Genomic DNA, 16,409 nt, shown 5'->3' on the forward strand with positions numbered 1-16,409 from the left:
CGGTCCCAATAACAGCCAACGCATTCATCACGGGAAAATGCATCAGCTGTTTAGCGATTGCTTCGCAATCGAGCGGGAGCAAGCTCCCTCGCCACAGTGCCGTTTTTTCATTTCGCAGCGAACACCTTACTCAGTAGTAGGCATTTTCTTTCTGCGTGTGGTCAGTCACATCGCGAACACCCTTGAGCTCGGGAATGCGCTCGAGCAAGGTGCGCTCGATGCCTTCGCGCAGGGTGACGTCTGCCTGGCCGCAGCCTTGGCAACCGCCGCCGAACTTCAGTACGGCGATGCCGTCCTCGACCACATCGATCAGGCTGACCTGACCGCCGTGGCTGGCCAGCCCCGGGTTGATTTCGGTTTGCAGGTAGTAGTTGATGCGCTCGTTGACCGGGCTGTCGGCGTTGACCATCGGGACTTTGGCGTTTGGCGCCTTGATGGTCAGCTGGCCGCCCATGCGGTCGGTGGCGTAGTCGACTACCGCATCGTCCAGGAAGGCTTCGCTGAACGAATCGATGTAAGCGGTGAAGCTTTTGAGCCCCAGCGCGGTGTCTTCAGGTTTCTCTTCGCCCGGCTTGCAGTAAGCAATGCAGGTCTCGGCGTACTGGGTGCCAGGCTGGGTGATAAAGACGCGGATGCCGATACCCGGGGTGTTCTGCTTGGAGAGCAGATCAGCCAGATAATCGTGGGCGGCGTCGGTGATGGTAATAGCGGTCATGGAAACTCCTCGCAGGCTTGGGCGCAGTTTACGCCAATCATCGCGCCGTACAAAGTCCTAGTATTTTTGTCGGGAAAGAGCCGTCGCCGGCTAAGCCGCGGTTTCACCGTCAATCCGGGCTTTAAGCCACTGATAGCTGCGTTTTTCTACCCATTCGTAACTTGCCCAGGACGCCAGACCAATAGTCGCCGCGCAAACGGCGAACATAAGGTAGGGATTCACGCCATAACGCTGTGCGACAAATCCACCGGCAGACAGCACCAGCACGTGCATCAGGTACACCGAGTAGGAACAATTGCCGAGCAGTTCGAACAGCCGATTGTTCTCGACATAGCGCTCCAGCGAAATGCACGCCATCACCAACACCGCGCTCGGCAAGCCCCAGGTCAGAAAGCGTGGCGCCGGCGGCCAGTGATAAATGGCCAGCAACGCGCCGCCTATCCCCAGCAACGGCAGCCACAACCCGGGCTTGATCCAGCCTCGGCGGTAAAGCATGCCAATGGCGATCCCCAGCAAAAACTCATAAACGATGTCCGAACGGTAGAACTCGCTGACCCAGCCATAACCGGTCCAGGCCTGGCACACCGCGAACAGCAACGCCGCGACGATCAATAACCTGAAGTGCAAGCGGAACAGCAGTGCCCAGCCGAACAGCAGGTAGAACAGCATTTCGTAGTTGAGGGTCCAGCCAACATTGAGGGTCGGATACATCCCGTAGCCGCCGGGGTTTTCCGTAGGAATGAATAACAACGACAGGAGGAAATGCGACCAGTCGACCGTCTGATCTGGCAATACCGGCCGGGCGAATACCACGACCAGCGCCATCAGCACCGTGTACAGCCAGTACGCCGGGACGATCCGAAACAGTCGGTACAACAGAAACCGCACCGGCGGCAGCGCTTTGCCCTCGGTGGACAGGAAGATCACCAGGCCGCTGATGACGAAGAAGATGTCGACGCCCACCGCGCCCTTGTCGATAAACGCCTGCCCCACCGGCCCACGGGCCTGGAAGTCGAAGAAAATCTGCATGAAATGGTGGCAGACCACCGCCCAGGCTGCGATGGCGCGCAATGCCTGTATCGAAATCAACATCGGCGCCCCTCCCGTTCCCAATCCGCAAACCACCACACATCCCCTGTGGGAGCGAGCCTGCTCGCGATAGCGGACTGTCAGCCAATACAACAGCTGAATGTTAAATCGTCATCGCGAGCAGGCTCACTCCCACATTGGATCGGTGGCATGTCCAGATTGGGACACCGGGCAGCGTTCAAAAGTCGATCAAAGATTCTCGTACCGGTTCATGTCCAGCACGCCCTCTTCCACCGGCTCGGTTTCGTGGAGGTAGCGACTCAGGTCATGGAAGTAAAACCAGAACTGCGGATGGCTGCGGCGAATGCCCCAGCGCTCGACGATTTTCTCGAAGCGGTGGGCGTCCTTGGCGTTTTCCATCGCATCGACAAACGCCGGCACCTGGTCGGCGGGAATATTAAACATGAAGTTCGGGTAGCTGCTGAGCACACCCGGGAAAATGGTCAACGTATCGAGCCCCGGTTGATAACGCAGAGACTCGCCCAGCAGGAACGCCACGTTGCTGTGGGCCCGGTTGCGCAACAGGCTGTAGACCTCGCGTTTACCACTTGCCGTTTCAACCCGCAGCATGGTCGCTTCCGGCAACTGATCGATGACTCGCAAACCGGCCGCCGGGCGTGAAGTCAGGCGACTCAAGGCTTGCTCGGCATTCTGCAAGGCCGGGTCGATGTTCGGGCGCGAGCAGTAAGCGCCGTCGCAGCGATTGATCGGATCGGGCCTGGCATTGAGCTCGCCGTAACGGGACAGCAGTTGCATCGCAAAGTCGCGTTTGGGGTCCTTCTCATCCAGTTTCAGCGCCGTCGGCGTGTCGTTATCGATAGCTTCGTAATCCAGCCACATCTTGAATTGGCCGCCGGCCTGGTACCAATCATTGAGGTAATCGTCCCGCGAATCGGCCGGCATCAGGCGCAGGAAATTCTGCTCGGCGCCGTTGCGGATCAGATCGAAATACAGGCGCGTCTGGGCTTGATGGGACACATTGCCGAACACATCGAAGTTGACCGCCAACTGGTAATACGTGCGTTCCAGCAGCGGAAAGTCGAACAGCCAGAGGGTTTGCGGCACGTCGCCGATCAGGCCCTTGTTCACCGAAGCGCTGTCGAAATGCCGAAAGATGCTCAGCAGTGCGTTGTCATTGCCGGCCCACAGGGTCGACCAGCTCGGCGCCGGCAGCTCCGCGTAATTGTCCCGACGCAGCGCTTCGTACTCGTTGCGTTTGTTGCGGTAGTCATGCCACAGGCTCAGGACGCTGCCGACGTCATCGTTTTGCCCCGGCATGGCCAGCAACGGCGTGGCCTGGCCGCGATAGTTCGGGTCGGTGATGTAGAGGTCGTGCTCCGGTGCCTGGAACAGCGCCCAGAAATTATCGCGGATCACATCGGTGGCGATCTGGCCGCGGCAGACCGGGCCGCGAATGAAGGTGCGCACGAAGTACTCGGCGTTATCGAGCATGAACTGATAACGCGCCTGCGCCGGGATCGCTTCGAATGTAGTGAACGGATTGGCCCGACGCTCCGGCCCGTATCCCGGCAAGGCGTTGACCTGCCAATCGCCGTTGTAAAACAGGCTTTTGATCCGCGCCATTTTCGCCGCGCTCAGCGGATACGTGATGTGGGTCTTGTGCACGATCACGCCCCGAACCGGCCACAAGCGGTAATACACCTGAGTGCCTGGATCGTCGTTCGGACGTCGGGTATTGATCAGGTCAATCGGCTGCCCGGTCGGGGTTCGCGAGCGCACCCACTGGAAGAAATGCCCCGGTTCGCCATCCTTGAAGTAGAGGTGGGCAAGGAACCAATGCTCAAACAACCAGCGGCCTACCAGACTTTGCCGCGCGCCCGGGGCGTTGAGCAGATTTTCCCACTGCACCACCTGCAAGGCTTCTTTCGCGCTCGGCACCAGGCCTTGCTCATCGATGGGCGCACCCGAGGCCAGCCAGCGTTGCAGCGTCTGGTATTGCTGGTCGGTCAGGCCGGTGACCGCCAGCGGCATGCCTTCTTTCGGGTGGGTACCGGCGTAGCCGTCGAACTCCGCCGGCATGGCGCACATGTTGCCCCGGTTCAGGCCCAGGACGATGTCTTCCGGCAACTTGGCGTTGGGTTGCAGCGGGGTTGTGTGGCCCAGCTCCAGCATTCGCGCCATCAACGCAGCCTGGCTACCTTGGGCGTCGAGGACCGAATAGAAGCCCTTCTGCTGCCAGGCGCGTTTGCCGAAGGCGTCATAAAACAGCCGGGTCGGCGCGGCGGCCTGGCTGCGTTCGCCGTCGTAGACCGGGGTTTTGGTCGCACCACGCGCCACCCCTTCGCCGCTGCCCAGATTGAGCTGACAGGCAGAGTCGTAGCAGGCATGGCAGGCCACGCACTTTTCGGTGAAGATCGGCTGGATGTCCCGGCTGTAGGAAATGGCCGGGGAAATCGCGGGATCCTGCGCAACGGCATCCCAGTTTAAAAGCAGCATGAAAATGCTGGTGATGACGCGATACGACATGTCCCTGGTCCCGATCATGAAAAAGCGCCGCGATTCTACCGGTGAAGCCCCCACACCAACATGAGCGATATTCATGCAAAACCGGGACATGCTCTAAAACCGCACAGGTTTGCTATGATCCCGCCCCTTCGTCATGGTCTTTCCGAGTAGTCCCAATGTCCGATCGCAGCGTCCGCCTTCAAGCTCTCAAACACGCCCTCAAAGAGCGCATTCTGATTCTCGATGGCGGCATGGGCACGATGATCCAGAGCTACAAGCTCGAGGAGCAGGATTATCGCGGCAAACGCTTCGCTGACTGGCCGAGTGATGTCAAAGGCAACAACGACCTGTTGGTGCTGACCCGTCCGGACGTGATTGGCGGCATCGAGAAAGCCTACCTGGATGCCGGCGCCGACATTCTGGAAACCAACACCTTCAACGCCACCCGGATTTCCATGGCCGATTACGGCATGGAAGAACTGGCCTACGAACTGAACGTAGAAGGTGCCCGCCTGGCGCGCAAGGTCGCCGATGCGAAAACCCTCGAGAACCCGGACAAGCCACGCTTCGTCGCCGGCGTGCTCGGCCCTACCAGTCGCACCTGCTCGCTGTCGCCGGACGTGAACAACCCCGGCTACCGCAACGTGACCTTCGATCAATTGGTGGAAAACTACACCGAGGCCACCAAAGGCCTGATTGAAGGCGGCGCCGACCTGATTCTGATTGAAACCATATTCGACACCTTGAACGCCAAAGCCGCGATCTTCGCCGTGCAAGGGGTTTACGAAGAACTGGGCGTCGAATTGCCGATCATGATTTCCGGCACCATCACCGACGCCTCCGGCCGTACTTTGTCAGGCCAGACCACCGAAGCGTTCTGGAACTCGGTGGCCCACGCCAAGCCGATTTCCGTCGGCCTGAACTGCGCCCTCGGCGCCAGCGAATTGCGTCCATACCTCGAAGAACTGTCGAACAAGGCCGGCACCCACGTTTCCGCCCACCCGAACGCCGGCCTGCCGAACGAATTCGGCGAGTACGACGAGCTGCCGTCGGAAACCGCCAAGGTCATCGAAGAATTCGCCCAGAGCGGCTTCCTCAACATCGTCGGCGGCTGCTGCGGCACCACGCCGGGCCACATCGAAGCCATCGCCAAAGCCGTTGCCGGTTATGCGCCGCGGGAAATCCCGGAAATCCCCAAGGCCTGCCGCCTCTCGGGTCTGGAACCGTTCACCATCGATCGCAGTTCGTTGTTCGTCAACGTCGGCGAGCGCACCAACATCACCGGCTCCGCCAAATTCGCCCGCCTGATCCGTGAAGACAATTACACCGAAGCCCTGGAAGTCGCCCTGCAACAGGTCGAAGCCGGCGCCCAGGTGATCGACATCAACATGGACGAAGGGATGCTCGATTCGAAGAAGGCCATGGTGACCTTCCTCAATCTGATTGCCGGTGAACCGGACATCTCCCGCGTGCCGATCATGATCGACTCCTCCAAGTGGGAAGTGATCGAAGCCGGCCTCAAGTGCATCCAGGGCAAGGGCATCGTCAACTCGATCAGCATGAAAGAAGGCGTCGAGCAGTTCATTCATCACGCCAAACTGTGCAAGCGCTACGGCGCCGCCGTGGTGGTGATGGCCTTCGACGAAGCCGGCCAGGCCGACACCGAAGCGCGCAAGAAGGAAATCTGCAAACGTTCCTACGACATTCTGGTCAACGAAGTCGGCTTCCCGCCGGAAGACATCATCTTCGACCCGAACATCTTTGCCGTGGCCACCGGTATTGAAGAACACAACAACTACGCGGTGGACTTCATCAATGCCTGCGCCTACATCCGTGACGAGCTGCCGTATGCGTTGACCTCGGGCGGCGTGTCCAACGTGTCGTTCTCGTTCCGTGGCAACAACCCGGTGCGTGAGGCGATTCACTCGGTGTTCCTGCTGTATGCGATCCGCAACGGCCTGACCATGGGTATCGTCAACGCCGGCCAGCTGGAGATCTACGACCAGATCCCGGCCGAACTGCGTGACGCGGTAGAAGACGTGGTGCTCAACCGCACGCAGGAAGGCACCGACGCCCTGCTCGCCATCGCCGATAAGTACAAGGGTGATGGCAGCGTCAAGGAAGCCGAGACCGAAGAGTGGCGCGGCTGGCCCGTCAACAAGCGTCTGGAGCATGCGCTGGTCAAGGGCATCACCACGCACATCGTGGAAGACACCGAAGAATCGCGGCAGTCGTTCACGCGTCCGATTGAAGTGATTGAAGGCCCGCTGATGTCAGGCATGAACATCGTCGGCGACCTGTTCGGTGCCGGCAAAATGTTCCTGCCGCAGGTGGTGAAATCCGCCCGTGTGATGAAACAGGCCGTGGCCCACTTGATTCCGTTCATCGAACTGGAAAAAGGCGACAAGCCGGAAGCCAAGGGCAAGATCCTGATGGCCACGGTGAAAGGCGACGTGCACGACATCGGCAAAAACATTGTTGGCGTGGTGCTCGGATGTAATGGCTACGACATCGTCGACCTCGGCGTGATGGTCCCGGCAGAGAAGATCCTGCAAGTGGCCAAGGAGCAGAAGTGCGACATCATTGGCCTGTCCGGTCTGATCACGCCTTCGCTGGATGAAATGGTCCACGTGGCCCGCGAGATGCAGCGTCAGGACTTTTACCTACCGCTAATGATCGGTGGCGCGACCACCTCCAAGGCGCACACCGCGGTGAAGATCGAGCCGAAGTACAGCAACGATGCGGTGATCTACGTCACGGACGCCTCCCGCGCCGTGGGCGTGGCGACGCAGTTGCTGTCCAAGGAACTGAAACCGGCGTTCGTCGAGAAGACCCGCCTGGAATACATCGATGTTCGCGAGCGCACCGCCAACCGCAGCGCCCGCACCGAACGCCTGAGCTACCCGGCCGCTATCGCGAAGAAGCCGCAGTTCGACTGGAGCGCTTATGAGCCGGTGAAACCGACCTTCACCGGTTCCAAAGTGCTGGACAACATCGACCTGAAAGTCCTGGCCGAATACATCGACTGGACGCCGTTCTTTATCTCCTGGGACCTGGCCGGCAAGTTCCCGCGCATCCTCACGGATGAAGTGGTCGGTGAAGCTGCCACCTCGCTGTACGCCGACGCCCAGGAAATGCTCGCCAAACTGATCGACGAAAAACTCATCAGCGCCCGTGCGGTGTTCGGCTTCTGGCCCGCCAACCAGGTGCGTGAGGATGACATCGAAGTCTACGGCGATGACGGCAAGCCGATTGCCAAACTGCATCACTTGCGCCAGCAGATCATCAAGACCGACGGCAAGCCGAACTTCTCGCTGGCCGACTTCGTTGCACCGAAGGACAGCGAAATCACCGACTACGTGGGTGGTTTCATCACCACCGCAGGCATCGGCGCCGAGGAAGTGGCCAAGGCTTATCAAGACGCTGGCGATGATTACAACTCGATCATGGTCAAGGCCTTGGCCGACCGTTTGGCCGAGGCGTGTGCCGAATGGCTGCACCAGCAAGTGCGTAAAGACTACTGGGGTTATGCCAAGGACGAGACGCTCGACAACGAGGCGCTGATCAAAGAGCAATACACCGGCATCCGCCCTGCTCCCGGCTACCCGGCCTGCCCGGATCACACCGAGAAATCCGCGCTGTTCAAGTTACTGGACCCTGAAGCTGCGGAAATGAAAGCAGGCCGCAGCGGCGTGTTCCTCACCGAGCACTACGCGATGTTCCCCGCGGCAGCGGTCAGCGGCTGGTACTTCGCACACCCGCAAGCGCAGTATTTTGCGGTGGGCAAGATCGACAAGGACCAGGTGCAGAGCTACACGTCGCGTAAGGGGCAGGAATTGAGCGTGACTGAACGCTGGCTGGCGCCGAACCTCGGGTACGACAACTAACCCCTCAACTGGCCGTAATACCTGCGGCCAACAAAGATCCCCTTGTGGGAGCGAGCCTGCTCGCGATGAGGCCATGACAGTCGATATCAATGTGACTGTCAGGCCGCCATCGCGAGCAGGCTCGCTCCCACAGGTGTTTTGGGTCGTTCACAAGTATCCGGCTCAACCCGATCAAGTGTGGGAGCGAGCCTGCTCGCGATGGCGGTGTAACAGTCAACGACAATTTTGAATGTTATGGCCCCATCGCGAGCAGGCTAGCCCCCACATCTGGTTTGTGCATGCCGTGGATTGTCTATGCTTAGCTCTCACACATAAGTGACGAGGGATTTATGGACGATCCAGTCGACAACAAGCCGCCGACGTTCTGGCAGATGCTGCACAGCGTCATGGCGGCGGCGTTCGGGGTGCAGAGCGGGAAGAACCGGGCGCGAGACTTCACCCACGGCAAGCCGAGTCATTTCGTGATTCTGGGGATTCTGTTCACGGCGGTGTTTGCATTGATGCTGTTCGGCATCGTGCAGTTGGTGGTGCATCTGGCGGGACGTTAGCGCATCAGGGTTTGAAGGCTGAACGGATAGCGATAGGACGTCGGCCGGCCCTTGGCCGACAGGCGACGGAAGTTCACCCCGTAATTCGGTGATGCGCCCAAGGCCAGCAATCGTTTGGCCTGGGCCTTGTCGATCAGTTGCAGTAACGGAATCAGCCGATCACGCCCGCCGTACTGGTCCAGGTCCACGCCCATTTCAAGGTCATGCAACTCCACCAGCGCCCAACCGCCCAACGTGAAGTGCCCGCCCAACAACACGCTCATGCGGCCGTCAACCAGCGCCTGCAACGAGGCTGGCGACGCATTCACCGCGCTGAACAACGCATCTTTGCCAGGCACGCCACCCGCCTCCGAATACGCCTGCATGGCGCCAAACGCCATTTCGTCATTGGCAGACCACACCAACGAAACCTTCGGGTAACGCCGGAACAACAATTTGGCCTGTTCATAGGCCCGGTCCCGGGTCCAGCCGCCGTAAACCAGCTGGCGCAAGCGCACCTCGGGGTGTTCGGCCAAGGCGCGCATCATGCCTTGCTCGCGCAGTTGCGCCGACGGTGTGATTTTCAGGCCGGAAAACGCCAGTAACTCGATGACCTGACCGGGCGCCACCGGTGGATGCTGGCGAATCAGCTCCTTGAGCATCAGGTAGCCGCCCTCCTCATCATTCGGTACCAGGCTGCCCAATCGATCAGTGCGTTCACCCAGCAGGCTCAGCTGATTGGCCGTCAGCGCAGCGTTGACCGTAAACAGCTTGACCCCGCTGCCTTGGGCCAGACGCAAAATCTGCGGGGCGACGTACTGTTCGTTGACGAACACCAGATAGTCCGGACGATCGGGACCTTGCAACGCGATACGGGCCTGCGCCAGCGTGAGCTCAGGCATGCGTTGGGAATAGAGGATTTGCAGATCAATGCCCAGGTCCGTGGCAGCAGCCTGCATGAATTGCGAATAACTGAGCCAGAAGGCTTCGTCCGTCTTCCCGGGATTCAGGAACAACACCGACTCCGCGCGCGCAGCAGGGCCGTAAGCCGCGCCGAGCATCAGCAGAACGGTGTAGAAAAACTTCAACATTAACGTCCGAGCCCCCGGAAATTTCGCCGCGCATTATAGCCAGCGAAGTCCCGGCAAACGGCGTTTATTCCGGTTTTTGTCCGACAATCGTCGGAACCGGGCCCGGACGGGGTCGGTTATTGATGGCTGACCCAAAATACTGCAGTGCCCACGACCAGGATGATCAGAAACAGAATCGCCCAAGCATCGACCGTGCTATCAGGCTTTGTTGCTTTGGTAGGGTTGCTCATTGCATCGCCTCTTGTCGGTTTTATCGGTGATTGCATAAAGACTCGACCACAGTAAAGACGACGATTGCCCGCACGACAAATAAGGGTTTAGTAATAACGGTTCTCGTTAGTCGTTTTGGTTCTTTGCATATACTCAAACATCACTTTTGCGCATAACTGCAAACTGGTATCTTGCCCCGGCTCCGTAGGGAGTGCGCGGCCGTGCGCGCAGAATTGCCGAGGCAGTATCGGAGACCTCCAGGCGAAAAAACGCAACGGGATCCGACCGGCCCAAGCCTGAGAACAGGACTTATATGTACGTATATGACGAGTACGATCAGCGGATCATCGAGGACCGCGTCAAGCAGTTCCGTGATCAGACCCGACGCTATCTGGCAGGCGAGCTGAGCGAAGAAGAATTCCGCCCCCTGCGCCTGCAAAACGGGCTTTATGTCCAACGCTTCGCGCCGATGTTGCGGGTGGCGGTGCCTTATGGCCAACTCACCTCGCGCCAGACGCGGATGATGGCCAAGATAGCCCGCGACTACGATAAGGGCTATGCCCACATCAGTACCCGGCAGAACGTGCAGTTCAACTGGCCGGCGCTGGAAGACATCCCGGACATCCTCGCTGAACTGGCGACCGTGCAGATGCACGCGATCCAGACCAGCGGCAACTGCCTGCGCAACGTCACCACCGACCAGTTCGCCGGTGTCGCCGCCGATGAGCTGATCGACCCGCGCCCATGGTGCGAGATCGTTCGTCAGTGGACCACGTTCCACCCTGAATTCGCTTACTTGCCGCGCAAGTTCAAGATCGCCATCAACGGCTCGACGTCCGACCGTGCCGCCATCGAAGTCCATGACATCGGTCTTGAGCCGGTGCACAACGCCGCGGGCGAGCTGGGCTTCCGTGTGCTCGTGGGCGGCGGCCTCGGCCGTACGCCGGTGGTGGGCGCGTTCATCAATGAATTCCTGCCGTGGCAAGACCTGTTGAGCTACCTCGACGCCATCCTGCGGGTCTACAACCGCTATGGCCGTCGTGACAACAAGTACAAGGCGCGGATCAAGATTCTGGTCAAAGCCCTGACGCCTGAAGTCTTCGCGCAGAAAGTCGATGCGGAAATGGAACACCTTCGCGGTGGCCAGACCACGCTGACCGAAGCCGAAGTGCATCGTGTTGCCAAACACTTCGTCGACCCGGACTACAAGGCCCTGGACAACCAGAGCGCTGCGCTGGCCGAACTCGACAAGGAACACCCGGGTTTCGCGCGCTGGCGCGCCCGCAATACCCTGGCGCACAAGAAGCCGGGTTATGTGGCCGTGACCCTGTCCCTGAAGCCGACTGGCGTTGCGCCGGGCGACATCACCGACAAGCAGCTCGACGCCGTGGCCGACCTGGCCGATCGTTACAGCTTCGGTCAACTGCGCACCTCCCACGAGCAGAACATCATTCTGGCCGACGTAGAACAGACCCAACTGTTCGCGATGTGGGGCGAGTTGCGCGAACAAGGTTTCGCCACGCCGAACATCGGCTTGCTGACCGATATCATCTGCTGCCCTGGCGGTGATTTCTGCTCGCTGGCCAACGCCAAGTCGATCCCGATCGCCGAATCGATCCAGCGTCGTTTCGACGATCTGGACTACCTGTTCGACATTGGCGAACTGGACCTGAACATCTCCGGCTGCATGAACGCCTGTGGTCACCACCACGTCGGCCACATCGGCATTCTCGGGGTGGACAAGAAAGGCGAAGAGTTCTACCAGGTTTCCCTCGGTGGCAGCGCCAGCCGCGACGCCAGCCTGGGCAAGATCCTCGGCCCGTCCTTCGCCCAGGAAGCCATGCCTGATGTGATCGAAAAGCTGATCAACGTGTACATCGAACAACGTACCGAAGACGAGCGTTTCATCGACACCTATCAGCGTATTGGCATCGACCTCTTCAAGGAGCGCGTCTATGCAGCGAATCATTAAGAACAACGAGGTCGTCGACGAAACCTGGCACTTGCTGCCCAAGGACTTCAACATCGACGAGATCAGCAACTGCGACGACCTGATCGTTCCGCTGACGCTGTGGCGTGATCACGCGCGCATGCTCAAGGCCCGCGACGGCGGCCTGGGCGTTTGGCTGGACGCTGACGAACAAGCCGAAGAGATCGGTGAGGACGTGGCAAGTTTCCAGGTCATCGCCTTGAACTTCCCGGCCTTTACCGATGGCCGCAACTACTCCAATGCCCGTTTGCTGCGTGACCGTTATGGTTTCAAAGGCGAACTGCGGGCGATCGGCGATGTGCTGCGCGACCAACTGTTCTACCTGCGTCGCTGCGGTTTCGACGCCTTTGCGTTGCGCGCCGATAAAGACCCGTACGAAGCCCTGGACAGTCTCAAGGACTTCTCGGTGACCTATCAGGCCGCCACCGACGAACCGCTGCCGCTGTTCCGTCGCCGCTGATTGGCAAACCTTGAACCCCATCCGGGGTTCAAGGTGCCCTCCTTCGTTCAGAAACCGGCTCGTTCCTCCAGAGCCCTGAACGCCGCCATCGGATGATCAAACCGTCCGCTGCCGCGACTCATTCGCCCCCATATTTCGTCCGTGGCATCTGCTTCTTGCAAGAGTCGCCAGACCCGCGCCTGGAGCGACGGATAACTGACCCGAAAGTCGGCCGTCAGGCTCAGCCGGTCTATTACGGCCAAAAACCGTGTACCGGAAGGTTTACTTGCCAGTCGCTGCCAAAGGGCTTGCCGGGACTGTCGCAACCCTTCGTCGCAGTCGCGTAACCACACCGTTGACGTGCCATAGTCCGCGCCCGGCGCGCTCAACCACAGATTGATTCCCGTTTGTTCACGATGACTGACCAGCCGGCGCAATGTGTCCTCGTCGGTCAACGGATTCCCCCAGAGCAGCACGCGATCGTCTGCCACTGCCTGATTCATGACCGCTGACGGAACCCGCGTAATACTGTTGTCGCGCAAATCCAGCATCGTCAGGTACGGCTGATCCTTGATCCCGACCGGGCAGCGGGTAATTCCGGTATTCCTCAGGTTGAGCTGACGTAAATTGTCCATGCCCAGCACCATAGGCGGCACACCCAACGGGTTGTCGCTCAGGTCCAGCGTTTGCAAATGGGTCAGCTCACTCAGTTGTGAAGCGGCGCGTTCAGTGAATACCAGCTGAGTGGCTCGCAGGTTGAGTGTGGTCAGTTTGGGCAACTGGCCGATGACTGTCGGCAAGGCGTGCCCAGTGGCACCGCCCACGAAGAATGGCCGCAAGTCGAAACGTTCCAGGTTCAACACTTCAAGGTTTGGAAAATTCGCCAGGAACCCGTTCAAACTGTCATGCACGGTCAGGTGGAAACCTCGCATTGACAATTCGATCACATCGTTGAGCCTGACATTCAGGGCGGGTAATCGGTGATAATCCTCGAACGTCATATCCAGCCTGACACCGCGTAGCTGCCCGCCTTCATAGAGACGATCCTGCACTGGCCCGCGCTTTTGCCAGATGGCGAAAAGCTCCTCGGCAAGCTCTGTCCTGACCGCTCTCTCTTGTTGCAGGGCGGCTTGCAGCACGTGAGCATTGTGCACGGCGATTTGCGCATGGCTCATCCCTTCAGCCTCCTCATCCCCCATGGCTAGCAAGGGAATGTGCATGTCGGCAATGTCTTGCGCCGCTTGATCGACCCAGTTGCTCAAGTCGGTGTTGAGCTGGTGCATTTGCTGATTCAGCTGGTCGATATACGCCTGCACCCTGTCACCGGCGGACTGCAACACCTGATCAATGCCCTCGTCGGTGATCTCCGGATAAATATCCTTGATCTGCAACTTGGTCGCTTGCAGCTTCATCGCTTCGCCCTGCGGTGTCGTCGGGTAACCACCGCCGCGCAGGCCCTGGGGTTCGAAAGTCATTCTTCTGTCCATCCGTTGCAAACCGAGCAGCGTTTCAGAACGGGGCAATGCCCGATCGCTGAGGTTGAGCCGCAACTCGCTGGCGGGATTCAGAGAGGTGAGATGCAACGCCGAACGCTCCTCGTCCGACAGCACGCCGAGCAGCGCATCGTAGAAATCCGTTTGCCGGCCTTGTCGCAGGTAACGGTTTCCCACCTTGATGACGCTTCGGGAATGAGCGGTATCAAGGGGGCCGCAACGGTCAAGCACCCGCCCAGTGGACGAACCGTCGAGGATCTCGATTCGCAGATCTGTTGGCCAGCCAGGCAGATTTTTCAGGGAGTGCAATGCCAGCGTGTCCGTCTCGGCGTTCACCACAGACCGCAGATAAAAGCCTTCATAGGCTCGATCAAGCCGAACATGCTGTTGGTATTGCCGCGCCTTGCCGTCCAGACGTGCGAACACTTGCTTGACCTCGGTAGCATCGGGTAATGCCTGGATGTCCACGCCATAGCGGTCGAGCATTTGCTCGATGGCGACTGTCGGTAGGCCCGGGTATTCGCGTTGAAACAGTCGGACCCACTCGTGCTCTGACCCTTGAAGCGTTGCGTAATGTTGATTGAATAGCGCGGGGTCCCCGGCCGGGCCGAGATCCTGATCGATCTTGAAGCGGCTGATCGTGTCCGCCAGCAAGGGCGTCGGTGGGCGGCCCGTGTGCATCAACCGCAGCAGGTCGTCGTCAATCGCGCTGACCTTGGCGATCTGCGCCAGAACCTCATCGCTGAAGGAAGCCACCGAGGGGCCGATTCCACGGATGAGATCGATTCGGTTGCTCACGGGCGTCGGGGCAACGGTTGCATCCGGCGCAGGACGAGGCCCCTGCTCTCCCGGATCGGCGCCGGGCTCGCGGGCGCGCTCGGCCATGCTATCGGCCTCGGCAACATTACCCTTCAGAGCCGACTCTGCACCCAGCATCGGCAACGCATTAAGCAAGCCGAACACCGTGCGCGTCCGGCCCTCCGAGCGTTGGCTCGGCGTTCTTCCATTGACCGCCTGATTCAGGCCATAACCAGCGTCAATGAGCCCGGCCAATGCCAGCAGCCCCTCACCTCCGGGGACGAACAAGGCGAGCGGGCCAAACCGGTTGACCCATTGCACAATGGGTTCGACAACAGCGCTCAACTGATCCCGGTTGACCTGCGCATCGTCACGGATGGTCTGGATTTCTGACTGAGCCGCCTGCTTCATCGTCAGCACCAACCGGGCAAAAGGATCGGTGGCGGCGGCCGGGTCGTCGTAGCCGATGTACTCGTTCGGGTCCCAGTAGCCGTCGTTGTTGAAGAAGCCTGCGTTGTTGGTCAGCCAGTGTTTTTCGGGATAAAGCGCCATGCCGTCCAGCGCCGTCAGCACACCGGCGTGAAACGTACCGTCCTCGCGATCGTCCTCGGCGAAGTGGCGGGCCAATGCCTGTCGAGTCTCGCTGGACTGGCCCTGCGCGACAATCCATTGGTGCAGTTGCGTGGCACCGGCAAACTCGTGCAGCGGTGAAGAATTGCCAGGGATGTACACCAGCACCCGGGCACTGACGGTGTCACGGAAAGCCCAGATATCGGTCGCGGTGTAGCGGTAAAGCTTCAAAAGGCCGAACTTGATGGTTGAAGGAATACGCGTCTGTGCTTGCAGTTGCTCAAGGGCCAGCGTGTCCCAGCGCTGATCGGCTGGTAACCCTGCCGCCCGCATCGCAAGTTCCAGACCCTTTTGCGTCAGGCGCTGTTCATGAAGCTGCAACCACGCCGCCATGACGAACGCCGCTTTCACCGACGTTCTCAACCCGTAAGGTCTGGCCGAGACGACCACGTCATCGGCTGGCCAGGCCTGAGCGAGATACGCTTGGTACACATCCTTTAATTCCAGCTCCCAGACCCACTTCTTGAAATCGGCGGGTCTCAGATTGATCTGAGTCAGCGGCCCGTAAACTTGCGGCGTGGTTTGACGATAGATGCCTTCATACGACTGGTGATTGCCGCTGCCATGATCAGCGAATTCGTCGACGTGCTCGACCACCCGAACGTTCGGCCCCACGTTCGCAGGCGTGTACAGACCGAACGCGGTTTCAGCGAAGCGACCGTCACCCACGGCCTGATAGTTGGACAACAGCGCTTGCAGCAGCGAACGGGAATTCGCCACCCGCCCCTGCTCGATACCGTTCTGGGCAGGATGGCCCTTGTAGTTGTAATCGAGCGTGACCAGCAAGGCTGTTTGCGGATCGATGCCCGGGCCCCACTTTTCCTTGATCAAACGTTCGCCAAACTGGCCAGGGGATTGTGGCAAGGCGAGGTCCACGGCGGCTTTCAGCTCGGTGCTCATTTGCAGAGACGACGCGAGATGGGGGCCAGCAACATTATCGTCGGATTCATTCATGGTGCATTCCATTGCAGTCATTTCAGGACCACCACCCTACCCGGCCTAAGTCCAGTCGGATGCCGGAGCGATCGACAATGGCCCTGGGAAAGTTCGCTATTCTCAGTGGTCCTTTCTGAA

9 protein-coding genes are annotated in these 16,409 nt (G+C 59.6%); 4 read left to right on the forward strand and 5 right to left on the reverse strand.

The window, feature by feature from the left end:
- Positions 1–130: 130 nt before the first annotated feature.
- From nfuA to ACA070_RS17950, 3 genes are all read right to left on the reverse strand, one after another.
- Positions 131–715: a Fe-S biogenesis protein NfuA gene (gene nfuA, locus ACA070_RS17940; protein ID WP_007898222.1), complete on the reverse strand. Its 585-nt coding sequence runs from the start codon at positions 713–715 to the stop codon at positions 131–133.
- A 90-nt stretch (positions 716–805) separates the two neighbouring features.
- A complete protein-coding gene (locus ACA070_RS17945; protein WP_497447708.1) occupies positions 806–1,807 on the reverse strand; it encodes an acyltransferase family protein in 1,002 nt (333 codons plus the stop codon).
- A 186-nt stretch (positions 1,808–1,993) separates the two neighbouring features.
- Complete coding sequence (locus ACA070_RS17950) at positions 1,994–4,291, reverse strand: fatty acid cis/trans isomerase (protein WP_497447709.1); 2,298 nt, start codon at positions 4,289–4,291, stop codon at positions 1,994–1,996.
- Between the two features lie 155 nt (positions 4,292–4,446).
- On the opposite strand from ACA070_RS17950, the gene metH reads away from it, so the two are divergent.
- Together metH and ACA070_RS17960 are read left to right on the forward strand one after the other, a co-directional pair.
- Positions 4,447–8,157, forward strand: a complete 3,711-nt coding sequence (gene metH / locus ACA070_RS17955; protein ID WP_497447710.1) for a methionine synthase — start codon at positions 4,447–4,449, stop codon at positions 8,155–8,157.
- A gap of 329 nt (positions 8,158–8,486) precedes the next feature.
- Positions 8,487–8,705, forward strand: a complete 219-nt coding sequence (locus ACA070_RS17960; RefSeq protein ID WP_497447711.1) for a DUF2970 domain-containing protein — start codon at positions 8,487–8,489, stop codon at positions 8,703–8,705.
- Here the strand turns inward: ACA070_RS17960 and ACA070_RS17965 are convergent.
- Positions 8,702–9,775: an ABC transporter substrate-binding protein gene (locus ACA070_RS17965; RefSeq protein WP_497447712.1), complete on the reverse strand. Its 1,074-nt coding sequence runs from the start codon at positions 9,773–9,775 to the stop codon at positions 8,702–8,704. The two genes, ACA070_RS17960 and ACA070_RS17965, sit on opposite strands and share 4 nt — an antisense overlap.
- A gap of 523 nt (positions 9,776–10,298) precedes the next feature.
- On the opposite strand from ACA070_RS17965, the gene ACA070_RS17970 reads away from it, so the two are divergent.
- Together ACA070_RS17970 and ACA070_RS17975 are read left to right on the forward strand one after the other, a co-directional pair.
- Positions 10,299–11,957 (forward strand): nitrite/sulfite reductase, encoded by a 1,659-nt coding sequence (locus ACA070_RS17970; protein ID WP_497447713.1) that lies wholly within the window; start codon positions 10,299–10,301, stop codon positions 11,955–11,957.
- Positions 11,941–12,435, forward strand: a complete 495-nt coding sequence (locus tag ACA070_RS17975; protein WP_497447714.1) for a DUF934 domain-containing protein — start codon at positions 11,941–11,943, stop codon at positions 12,433–12,435. Before ACA070_RS17970 ends, ACA070_RS17975 begins: the two co-directional genes overlap by 17 nt.
- Positions 12,436–12,482: 47 nt before the next feature.
- Here ACA070_RS17975 and ACA070_RS17980 read toward each other — a convergent pair whose 3' ends face one another.
- Positions 12,483–16,289 (reverse strand): dermonecrotic toxin domain-containing protein, encoded by a 3,807-nt coding sequence (locus ACA070_RS17980; RefSeq protein ID WP_497447715.1) that lies wholly within the window; start codon positions 16,287–16,289, stop codon positions 12,483–12,485.
- Positions 16,290–16,409: the final 120 nt, after the last annotated feature.

Source organism: Pseudomonas sp. LBUM1678 (assembly GCF_059695575.1).

Coding starts and splice junctions, on each gene's coding strand:
- metH (WP_497447710.1), top strand. CDS start 4,447: ATGTCCGATCGCAGCGTCCGCCTTCAAGCTCTCAAACACGCCCTCAAA.
- ACA070_RS17980 (WP_497447715.1), bottom strand. CDS start 16,289: ATGAATGAATCCGACGATAATGTTGCTGGCCCCCATCTCGCGTCGTCT.
- ACA070_RS17960 (WP_497447711.1), top strand. CDS start 8,487: ATGGACGATCCAGTCGACAACAAGCCGCCGACGTTCTGGCAGATGCTG.
- ACA070_RS17945 (WP_497447708.1), bottom strand. CDS start 1,807: ATGTTGATTTCGATACAGGCATTGCGCGCCATCGCAGCCTGGGCGGTG.
- nfuA (WP_007898222.1), bottom strand. CDS start 715: ATGACCGCTATTACCATCACCGACGCCGCCCACGATTATCTGGCTGAT.
- ACA070_RS17950 (WP_497447709.1), bottom strand. CDS start 4,291: ATGTCGTATCGCGTCATCACCAGCATTTTCATGCTGCTTTTAAACTGG.
- ACA070_RS17970 (WP_497447713.1), top strand. CDS start 10,299: ATGTACGTATATGACGAGTACGATCAGCGGATCATCGAGGACCGCGTC.
- ACA070_RS17965 (WP_497447712.1), bottom strand. CDS start 9,775: ATGTTGAAGTTTTTCTACACCGTTCTGCTGATGCTCGGCGCGGCTTAC.
- ACA070_RS17975 (WP_497447714.1), top strand. CDS start 11,941: ATGCAGCGAATCATTAAGAACAACGAGGTCGTCGACGAAACCTGGCAC.